Origin of the sequence: Pseudomonas sp. OV546, assembly GCF_900116845.1 — a bacterium.
GTDB lineage: Bacteria > Pseudomonadota > Gammaproteobacteria > Pseudomonadales > Pseudomonadaceae > Aquipseudomonas > Aquipseudomonas petroselini.
Genome location: NZ_FPCE01000001.1, coordinates 202,415 through 224,573, shown reverse-complemented (window position 1 = coordinate 224,573; position 22,159 = coordinate 202,415). Strand labels below are relative to the sequence as shown.

Below are 22,159 nucleotides of genomic sequence, written 5' to 3'. Positions count from 1 at the left end.
GTTCATATATTGCTGGTCAGGCTCATCAGCGGCAGCATGATCGCCAGCATGATCACCGCCACCAGCACCGCCATGACCACGGTCAGGGACGGCACCAGCGCGGCGAGCAGGCGGTCGATGCCGCGTTTGGCCTCGACGTCGAACACGTCGGCGACCTTGAGCAGCATGCTGTCGAGTTCGCCGGCCTGTTCGCCGACTTCAATCATTTGCAACGCCAGGTCCGGCAGCAAGGGTTCGCTGCCGAAGGCGCTGGCCAACGTGCCGCCGCCTTTGACGGATTCGGCGGCCTGGGCGACTTGCGCCTGCAGCGCGCGGTTGGTGCACACCTGCCGGGCGATCACCAGCGCTTGCAGCAGCGCCACACCGTTGCTGAGCAAGGTGCCAAGGGTGCGCGCCAGGCGTGCGGCTTCGACCCGCTGCAGCAGCGGCCCAAGAATGCGGATGCCCAATACGCGGCGGTCATAGCGCTCACGGCGCTGGGGATCACGCAGGCGTGCAACCAGGGTCCATGCGCCGACAATCAACCCGGCCAACACCGCCAGGCCGTAGGCACCGAGGAATTGGCCGAGGCCCAGAATCACTTCGGTGATCAGCGGAATTGGCACGCCCAGATCCTTGAAGATCGGCACGAACTGCGGCACCACGTAGGCCAGCAACAGCGCGAGCGAACCGAGCACGCCCACCACCAGGAACGTGGGGTAGATCAGCGCGTTGATCACTTCGCCCCGGAGCAACTGGCTGCGCTCCAGGTAATCGCTGAGCTGGCGCAGCGTGTCTTCCAGGGCACCGCCCGCCTCGCCGGCGCGGACCATGCTCAAGTACAGCGGGGAGAACTGGTCGCCCTCCTCCTCCAGCGCCTTGGATAACGGCTGGCCGGCCTTGACCTGTTCGCGGATGCGCTCGATCAACGCGCGGGTCTGCGGCTGGCCGGGCTGCTTGAGCAGGATGCCCAGGGAGCGTTCCAGCGGTTGGCCGGCGCCCAATAGCGTGGCCAGTTGCTGGGTGAAACTGACCAGCGCCGCGCCGTTCAGTTGGCCACGGCCGAAGGCCTTGCGCAGCCCCTGGGCGCCCGCCACCTCGATCTGCAACAGCAGCAAACCGCGTTTGTGCAGCGCGGCGACGGCAGCGTCCTGGTCCTTGGCTTCCAGGGTGCCGTTTTGCGCTTGGCCCTGGCTGTCGAGGGCGCGGTATTTGAACAGGCTCACGCGCCCTCTCCACGGGTGACGCGCAGCACTTCTTCAAGGGAGGTAACACCCGCCACGGCTTGGCGCAGGCCCTCTTCATGCAAGGTGCGCAGGCCACCTCGGCGGGCGGCCTGTTCGAGGGTGGCGGCGTCGGCCTGGCGCATCAGCAGGCTGCGCAGTTCGTCGTTCATCACCAGCAGTTCGGTGATCGCGCTGCGGCCGTGGTAGCCACCGCCCGGCGCATCGGCGCGCGGGCGATAAAGCAGGATCGGGCGCTGCTCGGTAAACCGATCCAGGCCATGTTCGGCGATCAACTCGGCGGGGGCTTCGAAGGCTTCGCGGGTGGCCGGGTCGAGGCGCCGCACCAGGCGTTGGGCGAGGATGCCATTGACGGTCGAGGCGATCAGGTAGCTTTCCACGCCCATGTCCAGCAGACGGGTGATACTCGCCGCCGCGCTGTTGGTGTGCAGGGTCGAGAGCACCAGGTGGCCGGTGAGGGAAGACTGGATGGCGATACGGCAGGTTTCCAGGTCGCGGATTTCACCGATCATGATCACGTCCGGGTCCTGGCGCACGATGGAGCGCAGCGCGCCGGCAAAGTCCAGGCCGATGGCCGGCTTGACCTGGATCTGGTTGATGCCTTCGAGCTGGTATTCCACCGGGTCTTCGACGGTGATGATCTTGCGCTCAGCGGTGTTGAGCCGCGACAGCGCCGTGTAGAGCGTGGTGGTCTTGCCCGAGCCGGTGGGCCCGGTGACGAGCAGGATGCCGTGGGGCCGTTCAAGCACTTCCAGGAAAGTTTCCAGGCGCTGGCCGTCGAACCCCAGGCTCTGGAAATCGAACTGCACGGTCTGGCGGTCGAGCAAACGCATGACCACTGACTCGCCAAAACTGGTGGGTACCGTGGACACCCTCAAGTCGAGTTCCTTGCCCTGGATGCGCAGCATGATGCGCCCGTCCTGGGGCAGGCGCCGCTCGGCAATGTCCAGGCGCGCCATGATCTTCACCCGCGAAATCACCGCCGCCGACGAACTGGACGGCGGCGCTTCGGCCTCGTGCAGCACGCCGTCGATGCGGTAGCGCACCTTGAGCTGGTTTTCGAACGGTTCGATATGAATGTCCGAGGCGCGGTGTTCCACCGCACGCTGCAGGATCAGGTTGACCAGGCGAATCACTGGCGCTTCGGAGGCCATGTCCTTGAGGTGTTCGATGTCTTCCAGCGCACCGCCCTGCTCATCGAGGTTTTCGATCAGCGTGCCCATGGCCGAACGGCCCTGGCCGTAGTAGCGCTCGATCAGGGTTTCGACTTCATTGCGCGGGCCCACGGCCAGCCACACCGGCACGCCGCAGGCATAGGCCAGGGCCTGGAACGGGTACACCAGCGATGGGTTGGCGGCCAGCACGCGCAGGCCGCCCTGGCTCCAGCCCACGGGCACCACTTGGTAGTGACGCATGAAGCGCTCGGTCAGTGAGGGCAAGGGGTCCAGCAAGGGTGGCGCGGCATCGGCCAGCAGCAGCGGCGCGCCGAGCAGGTCGGCCCAGGCGCGGGCCAGTTCCACTTCGGAGACAAGTCCCAGGCGAGTCAGCAGGCCGAGCAATTCGGGGTCATCCGACTCTTGGGACAGGCGTCGGGCGCGCTCCAGGTCAACGGTTTTCAAGCCAGCGTGCTGCATCAGCCACGCGCAGACCTGTTCGGTGTGCGGGATGTGCAATTGGCAGGCATCGAGGGGCGTTGAGGCGCTGGGCATGGGTAACTATCTGAGGGGCGATGTTCTAAAGGGCTATGGGAAACCCTTGTGGGAGGGGGCTTGCTCCCGATAGCGGTGGACCAGCTGCCGCATGCACCGGCTGATACACCGCTATCGGGGGCAAGCCCCCTCCCACAGGGGACCGCGTTTCCCCGCTAGTTCGAGGTCTTCGGCGCGGCCTGGCTGCTGTTCAGCGGCCGCCCGCCTTTGGTGGTTTCGGTCTTCTGCTTCTTGGCAGCCTTGGCATCGTGGCTCTGGGTCAGCACGGTGGAATCAGCGGCGCCTGACTTGGCATCCGCGTCGGTGGCATCAGCCGCCATCGCCGCGCCACTTAGCGCAACGCCCAGTACAACACCAGCACCCAAAAGGGAAATCTTCATCAACTTTCTCCAGATCAAAAACAGCAGATAGCCCAAGTGGCGCCTTGAACTCAATCAAGACCCTACACCAAAGCGTTGTGTATGACAGCTTGTGTAAACATGGCACTTTAGAACTACCGAGCAATGCCACTAGTTCGCCATGCACGATGATTTTTCTTAAACCAATCGACTGGTAGGTTTAGCCTTAGTTCCTGAACGTAAGAAATTATTTCTTATTTCACGCAAAAATTAGCTTTCGTTTGACTTATAACCGCAAGAATTGCCTTAATTATGCCGTTTTCGCGGTTCAAAATGCCATCTCGTGATATCGCTTAGACACTACTTACAATAACAACTCATATAATTATTACACTTATAAAACTGCGAATTTCGCCAAATAGTTGCAATTAGCCATCGGTTAAAAATTGCGCTCACGGGCAACTATTGCCCAGAAAAAAGTGACGAGCGTGCATTGCAACACGCACTTCTCGGCGCGCCATGTTTACTGAACAGTTGTCGGAGAGACCCATGAATAAACGCAAAATGATCGGTGCGCAGTCGGCATTCGCCCTGCTGGCACTGGCCGTGTCCCAGGTGCACGCGGCCACGAGCCCGGCCCTGGATGAAGGCCGGGTAAGCCGTGCAGAAAAGGCCGCGGATAAGACCCTGGCGAAGATGACCATGGAAGAAAAACTCGCCTACATCGGCGGCACCGGTGGCTGGGACGTCAAGCCACTGACTCAGTACGGCATCCCGCAGATTCACGGCGCCGATGGCGGCGTGGGCGTGCGTTACACCAGCGAGGGCAACGCGCAGGGCGTGGTGTACCCGTCCGGGCCGAACCTGGCCGCCAGCTGGAACCCGCGCCGCGCCATCGACCTCGGCCGTGCCCTGGGCTATGACACCGCCAGCGGTGGTTATCAGTTCGTCACCGGGCCAGGCGTGAACCTGTACCGCATGCCGTACAGCGGCCGTGCGTTCGAGTATTTGTCCGGCGAAGACCCGTTCCTCGGCGCCAGCCTCGGGCCGGCGGTGATCAACGGCATTCAATCGCGCGGTGTGTGGGCCAACGCCAAGCATTTCGCCGCCAACGACCAGGAAAGCAACCGCTTCCACCTCGATGAAATCATCAGCGAACGCGTCCTGCGCGAGATGACCCTGCCGCCGTTCGAGTCCGCGTCGAAGAACAGCAAAGTCGCGATGATGATGTGCGCGTTCCAGAAGGTGAACGGCGAGTTCGCCTGCCAGAACAAACACCTGATGCGCGACATCCTCAAGACCGAATGGGGCTACCCAGGCTTCGTGCAGAGCGACTACAACGCGGTGGTCAACGGGTTGCCGGCGGCGCAGGCCGGTACCGACCTGGACATGATGGGCTACCAGATGAACAGCACCATCCTCAAGCCTTACCTGGACAGCGGCGAGCTGAGCAGCGCGACCATCGATGACAAGGTGCGGCGCATCCTCAAGCAGATCTATCTGTACAAATTCGACAGCAAGGCGCCGTTGACCAGCCACAACATGAACAGCGCCACCAGCAACCGTGTGGCCCTGAACGCCGCCCGTGAAGGCATCGTGCTGCTGAAGAACCAGAACAGCCTGCTGCCGCTGGACGCGAAGAAGGTCAAGCGCATCGCCGTGGTCGGCACCCTGGCCAAGTACGCGCCGCCTACCGGTTTCGGTAGCGCCAACGTGATGGCCGCCAACTACATCAGTGAGCTGAGCGGTCTGCAGCAACTGGCGCCGGGCGCCAAGGTCGAGTTTATCGACGGGCTGTCCCTGGACCCGGCCACTTCGACCTGGACCCATGCCGACAGCAATGGCAACAGCGCCAAAGGCTTGAAGACCGAGTTCTTCAGCAACACCAACTGGTCCGGTGACCCGGCGGCCAGCCGTACCGACACACATGTCGACCTCGACTGGTCCACCGATACCCTGCCGGTGAACGGCGATACCGCCGCCACCTCGATCCGCTACAGCGGCCAGATCACCCCGACCGTCAGCGGCGAGCAGGTGTTCAAGATCCGCGCCGACGGCGCCGTGCGCCTCTACGTCAACGGTAAGAAAGTCCTCGACAACGGCGACGGCAAACCGCTGCCGAACAACAGCATTCCGCCGACCATCCCGGTGTTTGCCAAGGTCAACCTGGAAGCCGGCAAACCCGTCGATATCAAGCTGGAATACTCGCGTCGTAACGGCTACCTCTCGACCATGGGCGGCCTGGTCGGCGTGCAGATGAGCTGGGCTTCGCTGGTGGCACCGCAAGACCTGGCGCAGTACGACGCGGTCCTGGTGGCAGCCGGTAACAGCAATGAATACGAAGGCGAAGGCTTCGACCACAGCTTCGACCTGCCGGAATACCAGAACCTGCTGATCCAGAGCATCGCCAAGGTCAACCCGAACACCGTGGTCACGCTGCACGGCGGTACCGGGCTGAAGATGAGCGACTGGATCGACCAGGTACCGGCCGCGCTGCATGCGTTCTACCCTGGGCAAAACGGCGGCCAGGCCCTGGCGGAGATCCTGCTGGGCAAGGTCAACCCGTCGGCCAAGCTGCCGATCAGTATCGAACGCAACATCGAAGACAACCCGATCTACGCGACCTTCCCGAAATTCGACAACCAGGAAACCCTGGCCGAGATGAGCTACAAGGACGACCTGTTCCTGGGCTATCGCGGCTACGAGAAGAAAGGCATCAAGCCGCTCTATCCGTTCGGTTATGGCTTGTCGTACACCACCTTCGGCTACAGCAACATCAGCGTGACCCCTGGGGTGGCGGTGGCGGGTGCGCCGATCAAGGTGTCGTTCGACCTGTCCAACACCGGCAAGGTCGCGGGCGCCGAAGTGGCCGAGTTGTACGTGGGCCAGAACAACCCGAAAGTCGAGCGCGCCATCAAGGAGCTCAAGGGCTACAAGAAGGTGTTCCTGAAGCCGGGCGAAAGCAAGCGCGTGACCATCGAACTCAACGATCGCTCGCTGGCCTACTACGACGTGGCGAGCAAGCAGTGGGTGGTGGATGCGGACAGCTTCAATCTGTCGGTGGGCGCGTCGTCCCAGGATATTCGCCTGAACGCCAAGCTGGTCAACCCGTTCCGCCAGGAACTGTCGACCACCACCAGCAACCCGCTGCCGCGCTCGGCGCTCAACTCGACGCTGCGTGAATCGACGGTGAAGACTGGCGGCGTGCTGCATCAAAATGAAGGGGATAGCGGCACCAGCGACGGTGATGGCTATGACATGAGCGATGACAGCAGCCAGGGCAGTGCTGCCGGCAACTGATCCCGACTCAGTCTAGTGCGGGAGGGGCGGTGCGACGATTCGGCTGGCTCCCTCCCACATTTTGGGCCGCGTTATTTTTGGACTCTGATGGCCGTTTCGACCCGTGCGATGTAGCTGTCGAACCGCGCCACCAGGTCCACTTGCGCGGGAAAGCGCAACCACTGGATCTGCAGGCCATCCATCATGGCCAGGATTTCTTCCACCAGCCCGGCGATGTCCACATCGCTGCGCACCTCCCCCGCCGCCACCAGGTCGGCAAACTGCCCCTGCAAGCGCCGCTGGATGCCCGCGTAACGTTCCTGGAACCACGCCCAGGCCGGCTGGGTGTCGAGCAGACTTTCGGCATTCAAGATGGTAAACGCCCGCACCACCCCAGGCGCGGTCGCGTTCGAACGGTTGATCGCACGCAGGCTGCCAAGCAACCCGGTCAGGGTTTTTTCAGCGCGCACTTCATCGGCAATCCGCTGATTGACCTCGTCGCGGCGTTGCAGCACGCCCATCAGTAATGAAATTTTGCTGGGGAAGTGGTGCAGCACACCGGCAACGGAAATACCGACGATGGCCGCCACTTTTGCCACCGAGGCGCCGCTGTAGCCCTCCAGGGAAAACACCTGCAAGGCTGCGTCCAGCAGCTCTTCACGGCGCTTTTCACCTTTTGGGGCGCGACGGGTCTTGGGGACGGGTTCGGTCATAGGAACATCCTTGTGGGCAGGCTTTCACCGTATCCAAATTGCCCCCGAGCCGCAAATAAAGCTCAGGCGCTTTCCCGTTCGATCAAGCGGCACTCCAGCAAGTTCAAGCGCTGTACCTCATCATTCACCGCCAGCACGCCCAGGCTTTCCAGCACCCGCGTCGCGGCCAGCACACCCATCTCCAGCGCAGGCGGCTTGATGGTGCTGAGGCTCGGCAGCAGCATTTCGGCAAACGGATAATCACCAAACCCGAGCACGGCGCAGTCCTGCGGGATCTTCAACCCGGCGCGCTGGCCGGCCAGCAAACCACCGGCGGCCAGGTTGTCATTGGCGAAGAAGATCGCATCGGGCGGGGTGGCGTGGCTCATCAGGGTTTCCATCGCTTGCTTGCCTGCTTCGAACGGGGCGCGGTCGGCGTCCGGGGCGAAGACCCAGGGTTGTACACCCAGTTCGGTCAGGGTCGCGGCGAAGCCGTCACGCCGCTCCAGTGCACTGAAGTCGCCCGCCGCGCTGTTCTGCACGAAGGCAATGCGTCGGTAGCCCTTGCCGTGCAGGTAGTGCGCGGCACTGACACCGACGTCGTAGTGGGAAAAACCGATCTGCAGCGGTGCGCGTTCGGGCACGTAGTCCCAGGTTTCGACCACCGGGATATCCACGTCCGCGATCATCTTTTCAGTGCCTGCGCTGTGGAAGCGGCTGGTCAGCACCAGCGCTGCCGGCGACCAGCCGAGGAACGCGCGCACCGCGCTTTCTTCCTGTTCGGCGCTGAAGTAACTGGACGCCAGCAGCAATTGATAGCCATGGCGACTGAGGGTGTCGCTGAACCCCTGGATAGTATTGGCAAAGATCGGCCCCGAGATGTTCGGGATCACCATCGCCACGATCCGCCCGCGCGCCGAGGCCAAGCCGCCGGCCACCAGGTTGGGCACATACCCCAGCTCGGCGACCACCTGGGCAATGCGCTCGCGACGCTCGGACGAGACGTGCTCCGGCTGGTTGAAATAGCGCGACACGGTGATCGCCGACACCCCGGCCTGGCGGGCCACGGTGTTCAAGGTGACGCGCCCGGCGCCACGGCGCTTGCGCGGTTTATCTTCGCTCACGGGACAATCCTGCTAACAACCAAAAAGAATATAAGAATAATTTTTAAGTCTTTGACGCTCTAAACCCGAGCTACCAATAATGCCGATGTTAGCGCTAACAAAGCGCGCTGTCTGCTACTCGCTCAAGCGAATGCCCACGACAGTTTTCACATGCGCTGACGGTCGCAAGAACCGCAGCGGACCCGGGCATTCTTTTCGAGCAAACACAGCATGCACAACGTCACAAAACACACTCATTTGTTACTGCTCGCGGGTTTGACCGCCCTCCCCGTGCCCGGCGCCTTTGCCGCTGACGAGCAGGAACCCACGCTCAAATCGGTAACCGTCACCGCCACCCGCCGCGAAGAATCCCTGCAGAAAGTCCCGGTAGCGGTGTCCGTGCTCGACGGCGAACAACTGGAGCGGGACAACCGCAACGGCGTGGCGAGCATCGCCCAGCAGGTGCCGTCGCTGAACTTCCGCACCGGCGCGTCGAACAAGGACACCTCGCTCTTCGTGCGCGGCGTGGGCACCATTTCCACTTCCCCCGGCGTCGAGCCGACGGTGGCCACGGTGATCGACGGCGTGGTCTACGCCCGCCCCGGCCAGGCCACCCTCGACCTGCTGGACCTGGAGCGCATCGAAGTGCTGCGCGGCCCGCAAGGCACGTTGTTCGGCAAGAACGCCTCGGCCGGTGTGCTGAATATCACCAGCAAGGCGCCCACCGCCGAGACCCACGGCTATATCGATCAGTCGTACTACAGCGGCAATGAAAGCCGCACCCGCTTCGGCATCGGCGGCAGCCTGGTACCTGACGTGCTCAAGGGCTCGATCAGTACGTTGTTTGGCAGCTACGACGGCAACGTGGACAATCCGCACAACGGCCAGGAGGTCAACGGCTACAACCACAAAGGCATTCGCGGCAAGCTGGAGTTCACCCCCAACGATGACATGAAGCTGACCCTGATCGCCGACTACATGCAGTCCCACGACGACGCGCCGAATGGCGTGGTCAGCAAGTCCCTGAGCCCGGCGTTCAGCAATGCCCTGAGCCCGGTGCGAGCGTCCAGCGACAACCGCGACATCAACACCGATACCCGCAGCCATGTGGAAGACAGCAACAAGGGTGTATCCGCCCAGCTGGACTGGAACCTCGGCGACTACACCCTGACCTCGATCACCGCCTGGCGCGGCTGGGACAACACCCAATACCAGGACGGCGACCGCCTCGGTACCGTGAGCGCTGCCTTCCCTGGCACCGCCGACAAGGGCGAACTGGACTTCAACCAGTACTCCCAGGAACTGCGCCTGGCCTCGCCCAAGGGCGAATTCCTGGAGTACGTCGGCGGCCTGTTCTACATGCACGGCAAGGACGAAGAAACCTACCAGCGCACACTGACCACCACGACACGCACCGACCGTGGCATCGCCGACTACAGCACCACCAACGACAGCTACGCGGTCTTCGGCGAAACCACACTGAACTTCACCTCGCGTTTTCGGGGTATCGCCGGCCTGCGTTACACCCACGATGACCTGAAATACGCTCACCGCCGCGCCTCCACCTCGGCCACGACGGTCAGCGGGATTCAACCGGCCACCTCCAGTTCCGGCTCGGTGGACGAAGACGGCTGGTCCGGCCGCCTCGGCGTGCAGTACGACCTGACTGACAGCGTCACCAGCTACCTCACCTACTCGCGCGGCTACAAAGGCCCGGCCTACAACGTGTTCTTCAACATGCAGCCGCGTGACACCGACGCGCTCAAGCCGGAGACCTCCAATACCTGGGAAGCCGGGATCAAGGCCACCGCCTGGAACAACCGCCTGACCACCAACCTGGCGGTGTTCCACAGCGACTACGACAACTACCAGGCCAACTTCTTCGACACCGTCGCCGGCCAAGTGGTGACCCGCTTGATCAACGCCGGCAGCGTCAGCACCGAAGGCGTCGAGCTGGATTACGCCTTGCAGGCCACCCAGCAACTCAAGCTCTCCGGCGCCCTGGCCTACACCCGTGCGCGCATCGACGAATTCGCCTGCCCCGCGGGTGCCGCCGCAACCTGCAACGTGAATGGCAAGCCGCTGCCCTTCAGCCCGGACTGGAAAAGCTACGTGCGCGCCGACTACACGATCCCGCTGGATAACGGCCTGGACATCGAACTGGGCACCGACTACAGCTGGCAGAGTGAAGTGCAGTACGACATCAGCCAGAATGTCGACACCCAACAAGGTGCCTATGGCATCTGGAACGCCAGCGTGGCCCTGGCCGACTACAGCAGGGGCTGGCGCGTCGCATTCCTGGCCAAGAACCTCGCGGACAAGTCCTACTCGCCGCTGCTGGCCAGCGGCGGCAATTATATCTACCGCGCCGTACCCCGTGACGATGAGCGTTACTTCGGCGTGCAACTGCGCAAGGATTTCTAAGCATGAGCCGTCAACTGAAACTCGGCGCCTTTCTCATGGCCACCGGGCACCACGTCGCCGCCTGGCGCCACCCGGACGTGCCGGCAGATGCCGGGCTGGATTTCGCCCAGTACAAACACCTGGCACGCGTGGCCGAAGCAGCGAAGTTCGATGCGCTGTTCGTGGCCGACAGCATTGCCGCGCCTACGGGTGAGGTCGCCAGCCAGATGGCGCGCTCGGACCATTTCGAACCGCTGACCTTACTGTCGGCGCTCAGCGCAGTGACCGATCACATCGGCCTGATTGCCACGGCGACCACCACCTACAACGAGCCTTACCATGTCGCACGCAAGTTCGCCTCGCTGGATCACCTGTCCGGCGGGCGCGCGGGCTGGAACCTGGTGACCTCGGATGCCGCCGCCGAAACACAGAATTTCGGCCGCGATGAACACCTCGGCCACGCCGAGCGCTACAGCCGCGCGCGGGAATTTCATCAGGTGGTGACGGGGTTGTGGGACAGCTGGGAAGACGACGCCTTCACGCGGGACAAGGCCAGCGGCACCTACTACGACCCGGCGAAGCTGCACGTGCTGGATCACGTCGGCGAACACTTCCGCGTCAAAGGCCCGCTGAACGTGGCACGCTCGCCCCAGGGCCAGCCGGTGATCGTGCAGGCGGGTTCGTCGGAAACCGGCCGTGAACTGGCGGCGCAAACCGCCGAGGTGGTGTTTACCGCGCAGACGTCGTTGGCGAGTGCCCAGGCGTTTTATGCCGATCTCAAGGCGCGTCTGAGCCGGTATGGGCGCGAACCGGATTCGCTGAAAATCATGCCGGGGGTGTTTGTGGTGGTCGGTCAGACCGAGGCTGAAGCCCAGGCGAAATTCGAGGCGTTCCAGGCGTTGGTTGAGCCGGAAGTCGGCGTGGCTTTGCTGGGGCGCATGCTGGGTAATTTTGACTTGTCGGGCTACCCGCTGGACGGTCCCTTGCCCGCGTTACCGCTGACCGACAGCGGGCAACGCAGCCGCCAGCAACTGCTGAGTGATTTGGCCAACCGTGAGCAACTGACGCTCGCACAATTGGGTCGGCGGATTGCCGGTGGGCGCGGGCATTACAGCCTGATCGGCACGCCCGCACAGATTGCGGATGCGCTGCAAAACTGGTTCGAAAATGGCGCGGCCGATGGTTTCAATATCCTGGTGCCGCACCTGCCGGGCGGGCTGGAAGATGTCGCCCAGTGGGTGGTGCCCGAGCTGCAACGGCGCGGCCTGTTCCGGACTGAATACACCGGTTCCACCTTGCGTGAAAACCTCGGTTTGGCGCGCCCCGAAAACCGCTTTAAAAAGGACGACGCATGAAGATTCCGGCCCTGTTACTGGCCCTGCTGGCCGTCACTCAAACGGCCTTGGCGGCCGACCCCGCCGCACTGCGCATCGGCTACCAGAAAGGCTCTATCGCCCTGGTGCTCGCCAAGGAACATGGCCTGCTGGAAAAGCGCTTCCCGCAGACGCAAGTGAAGTGGATCGAATTCCCCGCCGGCCCACAGATGCTCGAAGCGCTGAATGTGGGTGCGCTGGATGTCGGCGCCACCGGCGACATCCCTCCCCTGTTCGCCCAGGCTGCCGGGGCCGACCTGGTCTACATCGGCGCCGAACCGCCCAAGCCCAGCGCCGAAACCATCCTGGTGCGTAACGACAGCCCGCTGCATTCGGTGGCGGACCTCAAGGGCAAGAAAGTCGCCTTCCAGAAAGGCTCCAGTTCCCACAACCTGATCCTGCGCGCCCTGAACAAAGCCGGCCTGAGCTACACGGACATCCAGCCGGTGTACCTGCCGCCGGCCGATGCGCGTGCGGCGTTCGAACAAGGCAGCGTGGATGCCTGGGCCATCTGGGAACCCTATTCGTCCCTGGCCCTGAGCCAGAGCCCCAGCCAGGTGCTGGCCAATGGTGAAGGCCTCGGTTTATCCGGGCCGGTGTATACCGCGCGGCGTGAATATGCGAAGGCCAACGGTGCGTTCATCCACGACCTTCTCGGAGCACTCACCGCCGCCGAAGCGCTCACGCGCAGCCAGCGTGAAGACAGCTTGAAAGTCCTGACCGACTTCATGGGCCTGCCCGCCGCCGTGGTTGCGCGCTATATGGACAACCGCCCGCCTTCGCCGATTTTGCCGATTGACGACAAGATCATCCAGGCGCAGCAGGCGACGGCGGACCTGTTCTACCAGAACCGGTTGTTACCCAAGGCCATTGATGTGAAGAAAGCCGCTGCTCAGTAGGCGCCGACTTGCCGGCGATGGCGGGGATCAACCAGTCCCCTAACCACGATGCGAAGCGAGCCGTTCTTGATCTTGATCTCGCTTTTGATCTTAAGCGCCCCGTCAAACACGCTGGCCGGAATTCGACAGGGATTTGGGGGGTAAACCGGCAGGGATGCCGGTTTAGCCGCCCCGCGCCATGGATGGCGCGTGGCGGCGGCCCCCCAAATACCTGGCGGATTACGGGCACACCGAGCCTGGGCGAGGTGCCGAGTGTTGGGGCGAAGGCCTTTTGGTTACTTTTGGGCCTTTCCAAAAGTGACCCGCCGTAAGGGCGGAACCCATAGTGGCTGTGACCTAAATAACGGATATGTACCCGGTCAGACCCAACATCCAGCTCGGCTGTCAGGCCGCCTTCGCGGGCAAGCCCCCTCCCACACTTTTTGATCGCGTCAGGCGTGATGGCGGGTGCTTTTCTCAACCACGCACATCGGCGTGCCGGACACCGGCTCATTGATGATCTGCACCTGCACCTCAAACACCCGCCGCATCAATTCGGCGCTGATCACCTCCCCCGGCGCACCGTCAGCCACCAGCTTGCCGCCGTGCATCACCGCCAGGTGGTCGGCATAACGGCACGCCTGGTTGATGTCGTGCAGCACAGTGATCACGGTCTTGCCCTCAGCCGCCAGTTCGCCCATCAGGTCGAGCAGTTCGACCTGGTGGCTGATGTCGAGGTAAGTGGTGGGTTCATCGAGCAACACCACCGGCGCGTTCTGCGCCAGCACCATCGCCAGCCAGGCACGTTGGCGCTGGCCGCCGGACAAATCTGCCAGGGCACGGTCGGCCAGGGTGTCCAGTTCCAGGCGTTGCATGGCCTGGGTGACATGGGATTGGTCGTTGCCGCTCAGGCGCCCCCACAATGAGTTGTGCGGGCTGCGACCATACGCGACCAGTTGGCGCACGCTGACACCTTCCGGCACCGGCAATACCTGAGGCAAAAACGCGATCTGCCGCGCCAATTGGCGGGCGGACAGGCCGGCGTAGGCCTGGCCATCCAGGGTCAATTCGCCCTGGGTCGGCGTGAGGATGCGCGCGAACGCCTTGAGCAAGGTGGATTTGCCGCAGCCATTGGGGCCGATCAATGCAGTGACCTTTCCGGCGGGCGGCGCGAAGGACAACCCCTGCACGATGCGCGTGGCACCGTAGCCGATATCAAGCTGTTGCGCGTGGAGAATACTCATGTCATCAGCCCTTGAACCGTGCCAGCAACCAAAGAAAATACGGCGCGCCAATCACCGCCGTGAGCACCCCGGCGGGGATTTCGCTGGGCGCGATCAACGTACGCCCCAGGGTGTCGGCCAGCACCAGCAGCAGCGCACCGATCAGCATCGCCGCCGGCAGCAGGTACTGGTGATGCCCGCCTACCAGGCGCCGCGCCATGTGCGGTGCGACCAGGCCGATAAAGCCAATCGGCCCGATCACGCCCACGCCCAGGCTGGTCAGCAGCACCGCGCAGGCCATCGCCAGCCAGCGTGTGCGGCTCAGTGCGGTGCCGAGGCTGTGGGCGGCTTCATCGCCCAGCGCAATCAGGTTCAGCGGCTTGGCCAGGCACAGGCCCACAGGGATCAACACCAGGAACGGCAGCACCAGCGCCACGTGGTGCCAATTGCGGCTCCACAGGCTACCGGTCAACGCGAGCAAAGCGGTGTTGATATCCAGCGGGTGGGACAGGATCAGAAACTCGGTGACGCTGGACAACGTCACCGCAATCGCCACCCCGGACAGCGCAAAACGCACGCCGGAAAAACTCACCCCGGTGTTGTACAGCGCCAGCAGCAACGCGCCACCGGCACCGCCCAGGCAGGCCACCAGCGGCAGCCAGGCAATCGGCAAATGCGGCCAACTGATGATCGCCACGGTCAGCGCCAAACCGGCGCCCTGGGTCACACCGAGGATTTCCGGCGAGGCCAGCGGGTTGCGGATCACGCCCTGCACAATTGCCCCGGCCAGACCGAAGGCCGCACCGGCGAGGATCGCGATCAGGCTGCGCGGCAGGCGGTGGTTCCACACTTCGAAGTCGAGCGCGTCGTGGGCCAGCAGGCGCTCCACCACGGTGCCCGGCGCGAGCCACTGGGTGCCGGCGCTGAGGCTGACCAACGTCGCCAGCAGCAATAGGCCGAGCAGCAGCCAGAGGCGCGAACGTGGGCGGATCATAGGGCGCGCCTGGCAAGAAAGAGGAAGAACGGTGCGCCGATCAGCGCGGTGACCACACCGGCCGGGGTCTCCACCGGAAACGCCACGGCGCGGCTGAGCAGGTCGGCCCCCAGCACAATCACAGCGCCTAATGCCGCGCTCAGCGGGATCAGCCAGCGGTAGTCATTGCCGAGGAACTGGCGAAGGATATTCGGTGCGATCAGCCCGACAAAGCCGATCGGCCCTACCGCGCAGACGCTCGCGCCCACCAGCAGCAAACTGGCGACAAACACCTGCAGGCGCAGGCTGGCGATGCCCACGCCCAGCGAGCGTGCGGCGTCTTCGCCGAGGTTGATCAGGTTCAAGCGCGGCGCACACCAGAGGGCCCACACGCCGCCGATCAAGGTGCACGGCCAGAGCAATTGCACTTGCGCGGCGCCGACATTCGCCAGGGAACCGGCCAGCCAGTTGAGCACGCTTTGCGCCTGGGCTTCGACCAGGATCACCGTAAGCCGGGTCAAGGCCGCGCACAGCGCCGCCACGGCTACGCCGGCCAATACCAAACGCCCCTGGGCGGTGGTCGGCGACCAGGCGCCACCCAGGCTGAACACCGTGACCCAGGCCAGCGCGCCGCCCAGGCAAGTCATCAACAACGCACCGCCGGCGAAGGGCAGCGCGACCAACCCGGTGGAAAACAACGCCAACCCCAACGCCGCCCCCGCCGTCACGCCAAACAGGGACGGCGAAGCCAGGCGGTTGCGCGTAATGCCTTGCATCAACGCGCCGGCCAAGCCCAGGCAGGCACCGACCAACGCCGCGCACACCGCACGAGGCACGCGCAATTGGGCGACGATGTAGGCCATATTGCCGCCCACGCTGCCTTGATGGACCAGGCCATTCCACGCATCCGTCGCCGTCAGCGTGAACGGCGACCAGCTGTACAGCGAAAACCAGAACAAACCGGCGCCCAACAGCAGGATGCCCACGGCGGCGAAACTGCGTTGCACGGTTATTGGCTCAATACGGCTTTGCCGCCTTTAAGGATCGCCAACGTGTCTTCGGCGATCTGCTCCGACGCCAGTACGCCACGGTTGCGCGCCCAGCTGTCGCCATCCACTTCGGCGACATGCTGGTTACGCACGGCGCCGAGCACTTGCCACAGCGGCTGCTTGCTCCAGCTGTCAACGATGCTCGGGCGACGGTAATGGCCGACCAGCAACCAGCCCGGGTCGAGGGCAAGCAGTTGCTCCAGGCTGACGAACTCGGTGGGCGCGGCGTTGGCACGCACCGACGGGACTTTCAGGCCAATGGCTTGCAGCACGCTGCCGGCGTAGGAGTCCGGGCCGTGTACGGAGAAGCTGTCTTCCCGCGCCACACCGAACAGCACGCTGGCGCCGGCGGGGATCTGTTGGGCGATGTTTTTCAGGTTTTCACGGTTTTGCGCGATGCGCGCGGTCATCTGCGGGCTTTTGCCCAGGGCCTTGCCGATCAGCTCGGCGGACTTGAGGCTGCCTTCATAATCCTCGCCACGCGACGGCAGCAACAGGGTCGGTGCAATGCTCGACAGGTCGTTGTACAGCGCCTGATGGCGGTTGAGGTCGGCGACGATCAGGTCCGGCTTGAGACGCGCGATTTCCTCGATGCTCGGCTGCGAGCGCAGGCCCACGGACGTCCACTGGCCGATGGCCTGGCGCACACGGGGCAACACACGGTTGGCGTCGCCATCGTCGGCGGCGCCGACGGGGGTCACGTCAACCGCGGCGAGGCTGTCGAGAAACGAGAACTCCAACACCACCACGCGCTTGGGTGCGTCCGGCAGATGCACGGCGTGCTGGCCGTCGTTGAGGTCGATGGGGGCGGCGCTCAGCAGGCTTGAAGAGAACGCCAGGACGCAGGCGGCAAGGGTGGGGATGGAGCGCAGCAATCGCATGACAAGAACCTCGGCGTTAAAACACCCCGGCTAGACAGGCTGGGGAAAACGGCGGGTACTATTCCATATCAGCGCGGCGTGATCAAAAAACATTCTCATTTATACCCGCTCTACCCTGTGGACGCGGGGTTGTTGGGGTGAGTGGCCTGCGTGGTGAGCAGGCTTGTTGGAGTGACTGGCCTGCATGGTGAACGGGCTTGTTGTGGTGAGCGGGCTTGCCCCGCGCTGGGTGGCGAAGCCGCCCCAAAACCTGGCGCCGCGTTCTACCTGACACGAAGTGGTGTTCTTGTTGGGGCTGCTGCGCAGCCCAGCGCGGGGCAAGCCCGCTCACCACAACAGCTTGCTCCCCCCCAACAAGCTTGCTCACCCCAGCAAGCCTGCTCACCACAACAAGCTTGCTCCACCTCAACAAGCTTGCTCCACCTCAACAAGCTTGCTCACCTCAACAAGCCCGCTCACCACAACAAGCCTGCTCACCCCAGCAACCACCTTGACCACAGAAGCCAGTCCGCGCAGCAAGCCTCATGCTAGAAGTCGACGGTGGCCGAGAGCAGGTAGGTACGCGGCGTCGACAAGGTCAACCCCGGCTCGCTGTCATCCGAGGCGCCGGCCGAACTCCAGTAGCGTTTATCGGCGACGTTCTCCACGTTCGCCCGCAGGGTGATGTGTTTGTCGTCCACCTTGAACGCATAGCGCGCGCCTACGTCGATACGGTTCCAGGCGTCGATTTCCTTGTCGTTGGACTGATCCAGGTACTGCGAGCTGGAGTAGAGGCCACGGCTGGTCAGGGTCAGCCCTTCCAAGGTCGGTACGTCCCACTCGGCGCCCAGGTTGACGTTGTACTTGGGCGTCGCCGGTGCACGGTTGCCGTCATAGGTACCGTTGGTGGTTTTCTGCAGTTCGCTGTCGATGTACATCACGCCGCCGAGCAGGCGCACGCCCTTGAGCGGTTCGCCGAACACACTCAGCTCCGCCCCGGTGTTCTGGCGCTTGCCGTTGGGGCCGAACAGGTTCGTGGTGCTATTGGTTTCATAGGCAGGCTGCTTGATACGGAACACCGCAGCGGTGACGGCGAAGGCACCGGCGTCGTATTTGGCACCCACTTCCACCTGGCGGCTGATAAATGGCGGGAAGATTTCATCGTCATTATTCGACGTCGACGGCGCGACCTTGCCCTGGCTCAGGCCTTCCATGTAGTTGGCATACAACGACAGCTTGTCGGTGGCCTTGAACAGCAAGCCGCCGGACGGCGAAACTTTCTCTTCATCGTAGCCGGTGAGGCCTTTGACCCCATTGTTCCAGTCATCCACCTTGACTCGCTGCCAGCGCGCGCCGAGGGTCAGCAACAGGCGGTCGTCGAAGAAGCCCAGGGTGTCGGACAGTGCTACGCCGCTGAATTTGTTTTCGGTGTAGACCTTCGCATCCTGGCGCGTTGCCGTGGAGGGCGTCAGCGTTTGCACCGGGTTATAGAGATTGCTGCGCCCGTTCGCATAGCGAGCGCCGCCGTTTTCAAAGTCCATATAGAAGTAGCTGGCGGCCAGGTTGACCTCATGGCTCACCGACCCGGTCTGGAACCAGTTGCGCACGCCGGCGGTGTAGGTGCGCACGTTTTCATCGCGGGTGAAATCCCGTGGCGACACCACGAAATCACCGGCCGCGTTGGTCACCGACACCGCATGGCGCAGGAAGTCGTGGTTACTTTTGCGCGCGCCCACACCGCCGTAGAGCATCACGTTATCGCTGAGGTCGTACTCAGCGTTGACGGTGCCGAAGGTGTCGTTGGTGCTGGCCTTGCTCCAGGACTGCGCATAGTTGCGGCGCACATCGTTGGCACTGGGGACCGGCGCGGCGGCCGCGACCTGCACACGCTCCTGCGGGGCATCGGTGTCACGCTCGGTGTGGCCGATATCGGTGGAAAGGCGCAGGCGCTCGCCACGAAAATCCAGGCCCAGTACGGCCATTTCACGGTCGACGCTCTGGTGGTCCCATTCGGTGTCGCCGGACTGTTTAACGCCGTTGAAGCGGATGCCGAACTTGTTGTCTTCGCCAAAGCGCCGCCCTATATCCACCGCACCGCCCGCCTGGCTATCAGAGGCCCAGTTGCCGGTAAACGAGTTGATGTCTTTGTCGGTGGCGCGCTTGGGCACCACGTTGATCCCGCCGCCCACGCTGCCGCGCGGCGAGATGCCATTGATCAGTTGGGTGGGGCCTTTGAAGATGTCGACACGGTCGGCCATTTCCATATCGATGGTGTAGGTCGGCAACACGCCATAGAGCCCGTTGTAAGCCACATCACTGTTGAACAGGCTGAAGCCGCGAATGGTGAACTGCTCATAGCGCCCGCCCGCCGGGTTGGTGGCGCGTACCGACGGGTCGCTGGCGATCAGGTCGCCAAGGGTGCGCGCTTGCTGGTTCTTCACCGCGTCCTGGGTGTAGGTGGTCATGCTGAACGGGGTTTCCATGAAATCCCGCGTGCCCAGCAGGCCCTGCGAGCCACGCCGCGCCACTTGGCCACCGGCGTAGGTGTCGCCGTCGTACAGGCCGGTGGTGCCGAGAATCGAGGTCGGCGCCAGTTCCAGGCTGCTGCCATCCGGTGCCGGTACCAGCATGTAGGCCTGCTCACCCATGGGTTGCAGTTGCAGCCCTGAGCCTTGCAGCAAGCGGGCAAAGCCCTCCTCCACGCCGAACTCGCCGGACAAACCGCTGCTGCTGCGACCGCTGACCAGGGCCGGGTCCACCGACAGGTTAACCCCCGACAACCCGGCAAAACGCGTCAGTGCCGCACTCAGGCTACCGGCCGGCACTTGGTAGCTGCGGCGGCTGGCGGTGTCTTCGGCATAGCTGACGGCGGCGAATAACGGGCTGGCACTGAGGCTCAGCATCAGGCTCAGTTTCAGCAACGGGCGCAAGCGCAAGGGTCGGACTGCGGGCATTGGAGGAAGCTCTCGATAATGTTCACTTACCTGGAATGACAGGCGAAGTGAAAAAAAGGGACAGCTGCCGCCAAACTTTTTCAAAAAAACTTCAACTGATCGGTACTTCCAATCCCACCTTGACCCGATCCAACGCCACCAGCGTCTTGAACCACTTCACGTTGGGGTTCTCGGCAAACAAACGCGCGGCGAGTGCCTGGTACTCCTGCATGCTGGCGACATTGAGCACCAGCACGAAATCCACCTCGCCGGTGACGTAGTAGCACTGCTGCACCTGGGGCACGGAGAAACTGGCTTTGGTTGCCGTCAGCGCGTCGATGCTGGTGCGCTCGACGGAGACCTCGGCCAGGATGGTGATCGGTTTGCCGACCTTGACCGGATCGACCACCGCCACGTTCGCGCTGATCACTCCGCCCTCCTCCATGCGCTTGATACGGCGTTGCACGGCGGCGGTGGAGAGGTTGACCTTCTCGGCCAGGGCGCGCAGGGGCAAGCCATTGTCACGTTGCACAAGCGCCAGGATCGACCAGTCGAAACCGTCCAGGTCCAGCAGGGAAGCAGCAGGTTTGGCCATCGGGGGCGCGCGCTCGTCAGGGTGAGAAATTTTATCGAAAACAGCCTCGAATCAGAGACCAATGACGACCGGGACCTCAATACTATCGCAACTCCTCTGGCATGCAGAAAGGGAGTGTCTCATGGCGTTGTTGATCCACCTGTCACCGGTGTTGCTGGTGATGTCGATGCTGATGGTGTTGCGTCGCCCACCGGTTCAGGCAGCGATTGCCGGTGCCGCACTGGTGGCGGTGTTATGGCTGTTCGAGGGGTTGCTGCCGAGTGCCGCGATGGCGGCCTTCAAGGACACGGCGGTGTTGTTCGCCAGCACCGCGTTGGTGATTGTGCCGGGGCTGGCGTTCGTGATTCTGATCGAGCGCATGGGGGTCAACCAGGCGCTGAGCGAATGGGTACAGGCATTGGGCTTGAAGCGCGCCGAGTTGGTGGTGTTCATCGTGCTGGGGCTGGCGCCGTTACTGGAGGCAATGACTGGATTCGGCGTTTCATTGATCGCCACGGTGCCGTTGTTGCTGAGTCTGTTCGAACGCCGCATCGCGCTGCGCGTGGCGTTGACCGGCATGGCGATCATGCCGTGGGGCACCCTGGGCCTGGCGACGGTGATCGGCGCGTCACTGGCACATGTGGATGCAGCCGCGCTGGCGTCGACCTCAGCGCTGACAAGTGCGCCGGTCTTCATCGTGCTGGCGGCCCTGGCGTCGTACTGTTGTGGGGTGGGTATCAGCCGCGCCTTGGTGGGATTGGGCCTGCTGTTTCTGGGTGTGCTCTACGCGTCGAGCCGTTGGCTGGGCCCGGAAGTGGCCGGCGTGAGCGCGGGATTGAGCGTGGCCGCTACGACCTTGCTGCTGGCGTTGCATCGACGCCAGGGCGCGACGGCGCTGGCCTGGCCGCGAAAAGCCTGGCCCTACCTGGCGCTGATCATTTGCATCGTGCTGCTCAAGGGCCTCAATGCCCTCACCCACCTGGAAGACGCCTGGGTGGTGCGCGGCCAGCACGTCGCCTGGAAACCGCTGGCGTCTCCCGGCATTGCTTTGTTGCTCGTGCTGGTGTGGGTGCACAGGCGGGGCGGCGGGGCCTTGCTCGGCACGCTCGGCGCACGTGCACGGCGGCCATTGCTGACGATTTTATTCTTCCTGGCCATGTCGCAGATGATGGTCAAGGCCGGCTTTCTCGACGGCCTTGTCCAGGTGCTGATTGGGCTGCCGGATAGCGCCGCAGCGCCGTTGGTGGCGTTACTCGGCGGGTTGTCGGGCTACATGACCGGCTCCAACGTCGGCGGCAACGCGATCTTCATGCCGGCCGTGGCGCTACTGCCCGAGTCGTCACGCGGGCTGTTGGCGGCCGTGCAAAACAGCGCGGCCGGGCATGCCGCGCTGGGTTCGCTGTCGATCGTGATGCTGGTGCTCGGGCTGGCCAAGACCAGCGCCGAGGAAGAAGGCCAGTTGGTGCGCTTCGGCTTCGCCCTGGCCTGCGTGAACACCGCGCTGGTAGCGCTGGCGGGCTGGGTGTTGCTTAGCGTGTACTGACGCGCC

The 22,159-nt window shown here is 63.5% G+C and carries 16 protein-coding genes; 5 read left to right on the top strand and 11 right to left on the bottom strand.

The genetic code is table 11. The features are described 5' to 3' along the window. Window positions 1-2: 2 nt before the first annotated feature. The 3 genes from gspF to BM403_RS01095 all read right to left on the bottom strand — a co-directional run bounded on the left by gspF (window position 3) and on the right by BM403_RS01095 (window position 3,312). Window positions 3-1,205, bottom strand: a complete 1,203-nt coding sequence (gene gspF, locus BM403_RS01105) for a type II secretion system inner membrane protein GspF (RefSeq protein WP_093541255.1) — start codon at window positions 1,203-1,205, stop codon at window positions 3-5. Next, complete coding sequence (gene gspE, locus BM403_RS01100) at window positions 1,202-2,932, bottom strand: type II secretion system ATPase GspE (protein ID WP_015884872.1); 1,731 nt, start codon at window positions 2,930-2,932, stop codon at window positions 1,202-1,204. Before gspE ends, gspF begins: the two co-directional genes overlap by 4 nt. A 155-nt stretch (window positions 2,933-3,087) precedes the next feature. Next, the gene (locus tag BM403_RS01095) at window positions 3,088-3,312 is read right to left on the bottom strand and encodes a hypothetical protein (RefSeq protein WP_046035367.1); all 225 of its coding nucleotides are present in this window, start codon (window positions 3,310-3,312) and stop codon (window positions 3,088-3,090) included. A gap of 507 nt (window positions 3,313-3,819) precedes the next feature. On the opposite strand from BM403_RS01095, the gene BM403_RS01090 reads away from it, so the two are divergent. After that, entirely contained in the window at window positions 3,820-6,570 is a 2,751-nt protein-coding gene (locus BM403_RS01090) for a beta-glucosidase (RefSeq protein ID WP_043205618.1), read from the top strand. A gap of 71 nt (window positions 6,571-6,641) precedes the next feature. Here the strand turns inward: BM403_RS01090 and BM403_RS01085 are convergent, their stop codons facing one another. Together BM403_RS01085 and BM403_RS01080 are read right to left on the bottom strand one after the other, a co-directional pair. After that, a complete protein-coding gene (locus BM403_RS01085; protein ID WP_093541253.1) occupies window positions 6,642-7,262 on the bottom strand; it encodes a TetR/AcrR family transcriptional regulator in 621 nt (206 codons plus the stop codon). Window positions 7,263-7,324: 62 nt separating this feature from the next. Next, window positions 7,325-8,365, bottom strand: a complete 1,041-nt coding sequence (locus BM403_RS01080; RefSeq protein WP_093541251.1) for a LacI family DNA-binding transcriptional regulator — start codon at window positions 8,363-8,365, stop codon at window positions 7,325-7,327. Between the two features lie 210 nt (window positions 8,366-8,575). On the opposite strand from BM403_RS01080, the gene BM403_RS01075 reads away from it, so the two are divergent. The 3 genes from BM403_RS01075 to BM403_RS01065 are packed head-to-tail and all read left to right on the top strand — an operon-like array spanning window position 8,576 to window position 13,019. Then, window positions 8,576-10,768 (top strand): TonB-dependent receptor, encoded by a 2,193-nt coding sequence (locus BM403_RS01075; protein WP_015884877.1) that lies wholly within the window; start codon window positions 8,576-8,578, stop codon window positions 10,766-10,768. Window positions 10,769-10,770: 2 nt separating this feature from the next. Further along, on the top strand, window positions 10,771-12,102 hold the full coding sequence (locus tag BM403_RS01070; protein ID WP_093541249.1) for an LLM class flavin-dependent oxidoreductase: 1,332 nt from the start codon (window positions 10,771-10,773) through the stop codon (window positions 12,100-12,102). Next, complete coding sequence (locus BM403_RS01065) at window positions 12,099-13,019, top strand: sulfonate ABC transporter substrate-binding protein (protein WP_093541247.1); 921 nt, start codon at window positions 12,099-12,101, stop codon at window positions 13,017-13,019. The genes BM403_RS01070 and BM403_RS01065 overlap by 4 nt, the downstream gene beginning before the upstream one ends. Window positions 13,020-13,450: 431 nt before the next feature. On the opposite strand, the gene fecE is transcribed toward BM403_RS01065, so the two are convergent. The 6 genes from fecE to BM403_RS01030 all read right to left on the bottom strand — a co-directional run bounded on the left by fecE (window position 13,451) and on the right by BM403_RS01030 (window position 20,631). Continuing rightward, complete coding sequence (gene fecE / locus BM403_RS01055) at window positions 13,451-14,242, bottom strand: Fe(3+) dicitrate ABC transporter ATP-binding protein FecE (RefSeq protein ID WP_046035362.1); 792 nt, start codon at window positions 14,240-14,242, stop codon at window positions 13,451-13,453. Between the two features lie 4 nt (window positions 14,243-14,246). After that, window positions 14,247-15,215, bottom strand: a complete 969-nt coding sequence (locus BM403_RS01050) for an iron chelate uptake ABC transporter family permease subunit (RefSeq protein WP_015884881.1) — start codon at window positions 15,213-15,215, stop codon at window positions 14,247-14,249. After that, on the bottom strand, window positions 15,212-16,201 hold the full coding sequence (fecC, locus tag BM403_RS01045) for an iron-dicitrate ABC transporter permease FecC (protein WP_163825679.1): 990 nt from the start codon (window positions 16,199-16,201) through the stop codon (window positions 15,212-15,214). Before fecC ends, BM403_RS01050 begins: the two co-directional genes overlap by 4 nt. Window positions 16,202-16,203: 2 nt before the next feature. Then, the gene (locus tag BM403_RS01040; protein ID WP_015884883.1) at window positions 16,204-17,124 is read right to left on the bottom strand and encodes a Fe(3+) dicitrate ABC transporter substrate-binding protein FecB; all 921 of its coding nucleotides are present in this window, start codon (window positions 17,122-17,124) and stop codon (window positions 16,204-16,206) included. A gap of 527 nt (window positions 17,125-17,651) precedes the next feature. After that, window positions 17,652-20,057, bottom strand: a complete 2,406-nt coding sequence (locus tag BM403_RS01035; protein ID WP_093541245.1) for a TonB-dependent receptor — start codon at window positions 20,055-20,057, stop codon at window positions 17,652-17,654. A 91-nt stretch (window positions 20,058-20,148) separates the two neighbouring features. Beyond that, entirely contained in the window at window positions 20,149-20,631 is a 483-nt protein-coding gene (locus BM403_RS01030) for an Lrp/AsnC family transcriptional regulator (RefSeq protein ID WP_093541243.1), read from the bottom strand. A gap of 121 nt (window positions 20,632-20,752) precedes the next feature. Between BM403_RS01030 and BM403_RS01025 the strand changes: the two genes are divergently transcribed. After that, entirely contained in the window at window positions 20,753-22,153 is a 1,401-nt protein-coding gene (locus BM403_RS01025) for an L-lactate permease (protein ID WP_015884886.1), read from the top strand. The last annotated feature ends 6 nt before the right edge of the window (window positions 22,154-22,159 follow it).

Coding starts and splice junctions, on each gene's coding strand:
- gspE (WP_015884872.1), bottom strand. CDS start 2,932: ATGCCCAGCGCCTCAACGCCCCTCGATGCCTGCCAATTGCACATCCCG.
- BM403_RS01095 (WP_046035367.1), bottom strand. CDS start 3,312: ATGAAGATTTCCCTTTTGGGTGCTGGTGTTGTACTGGGCGTTGCGCTA.
- BM403_RS01090 (WP_043205618.1), top strand. CDS start 3,820: ATGAATAAACGCAAAATGATCGGTGCGCAGTCGGCATTCGCCCTGCTG.
- BM403_RS01085 (WP_093541253.1), bottom strand. CDS start 7,262: ATGACCGAACCCGTCCCCAAGACCCGTCGCGCCCCAAAAGGTGAAAAG.
- BM403_RS01075 (WP_015884877.1), top strand. CDS start 8,576: ATGCACAACGTCACAAAACACACTCATTTGTTACTGCTCGCGGGTTTG.
- BM403_RS01070 (WP_093541249.1), top strand. CDS start 10,771: ATGAGCCGTCAACTGAAACTCGGCGCCTTTCTCATGGCCACCGGGCAC.
- BM403_RS01065 (WP_093541247.1), top strand. CDS start 12,099: ATGAAGATTCCGGCCCTGTTACTGGCCCTGCTGGCCGTCACTCAAACG.
- fecE (WP_046035362.1), bottom strand. CDS start 14,242: ATGAGTATTCTCCACGCGCAACAGCTTGATATCGGCTACGGTGCCACG.
- BM403_RS01050 (WP_015884881.1), bottom strand. CDS start 15,215: ATGATCCGCCCACGTTCGCGCCTCTGGCTGCTGCTCGGCCTATTGCTG.
- BM403_RS01040 (WP_015884883.1), bottom strand. CDS start 17,124: ATGCGATTGCTGCGCTCCATCCCCACCCTTGCCGCCTGCGTCCTGGCG.
- BM403_RS01035 (WP_093541245.1), bottom strand. CDS start 20,057: ATGCCCGCAGTCCGACCCTTGCGCTTGCGCCCGTTGCTGAAACTGAGC.
- BM403_RS01030 (WP_093541243.1), bottom strand. CDS start 20,631: ATGGCCAAACCTGCTGCTTCCCTGCTGGACCTGGACGGTTTCGACTGG.
- BM403_RS01025 (WP_015884886.1), top strand. CDS start 20,753: ATGGCGTTGTTGATCCACCTGTCACCGGTGTTGCTGGTGATGTCGATG.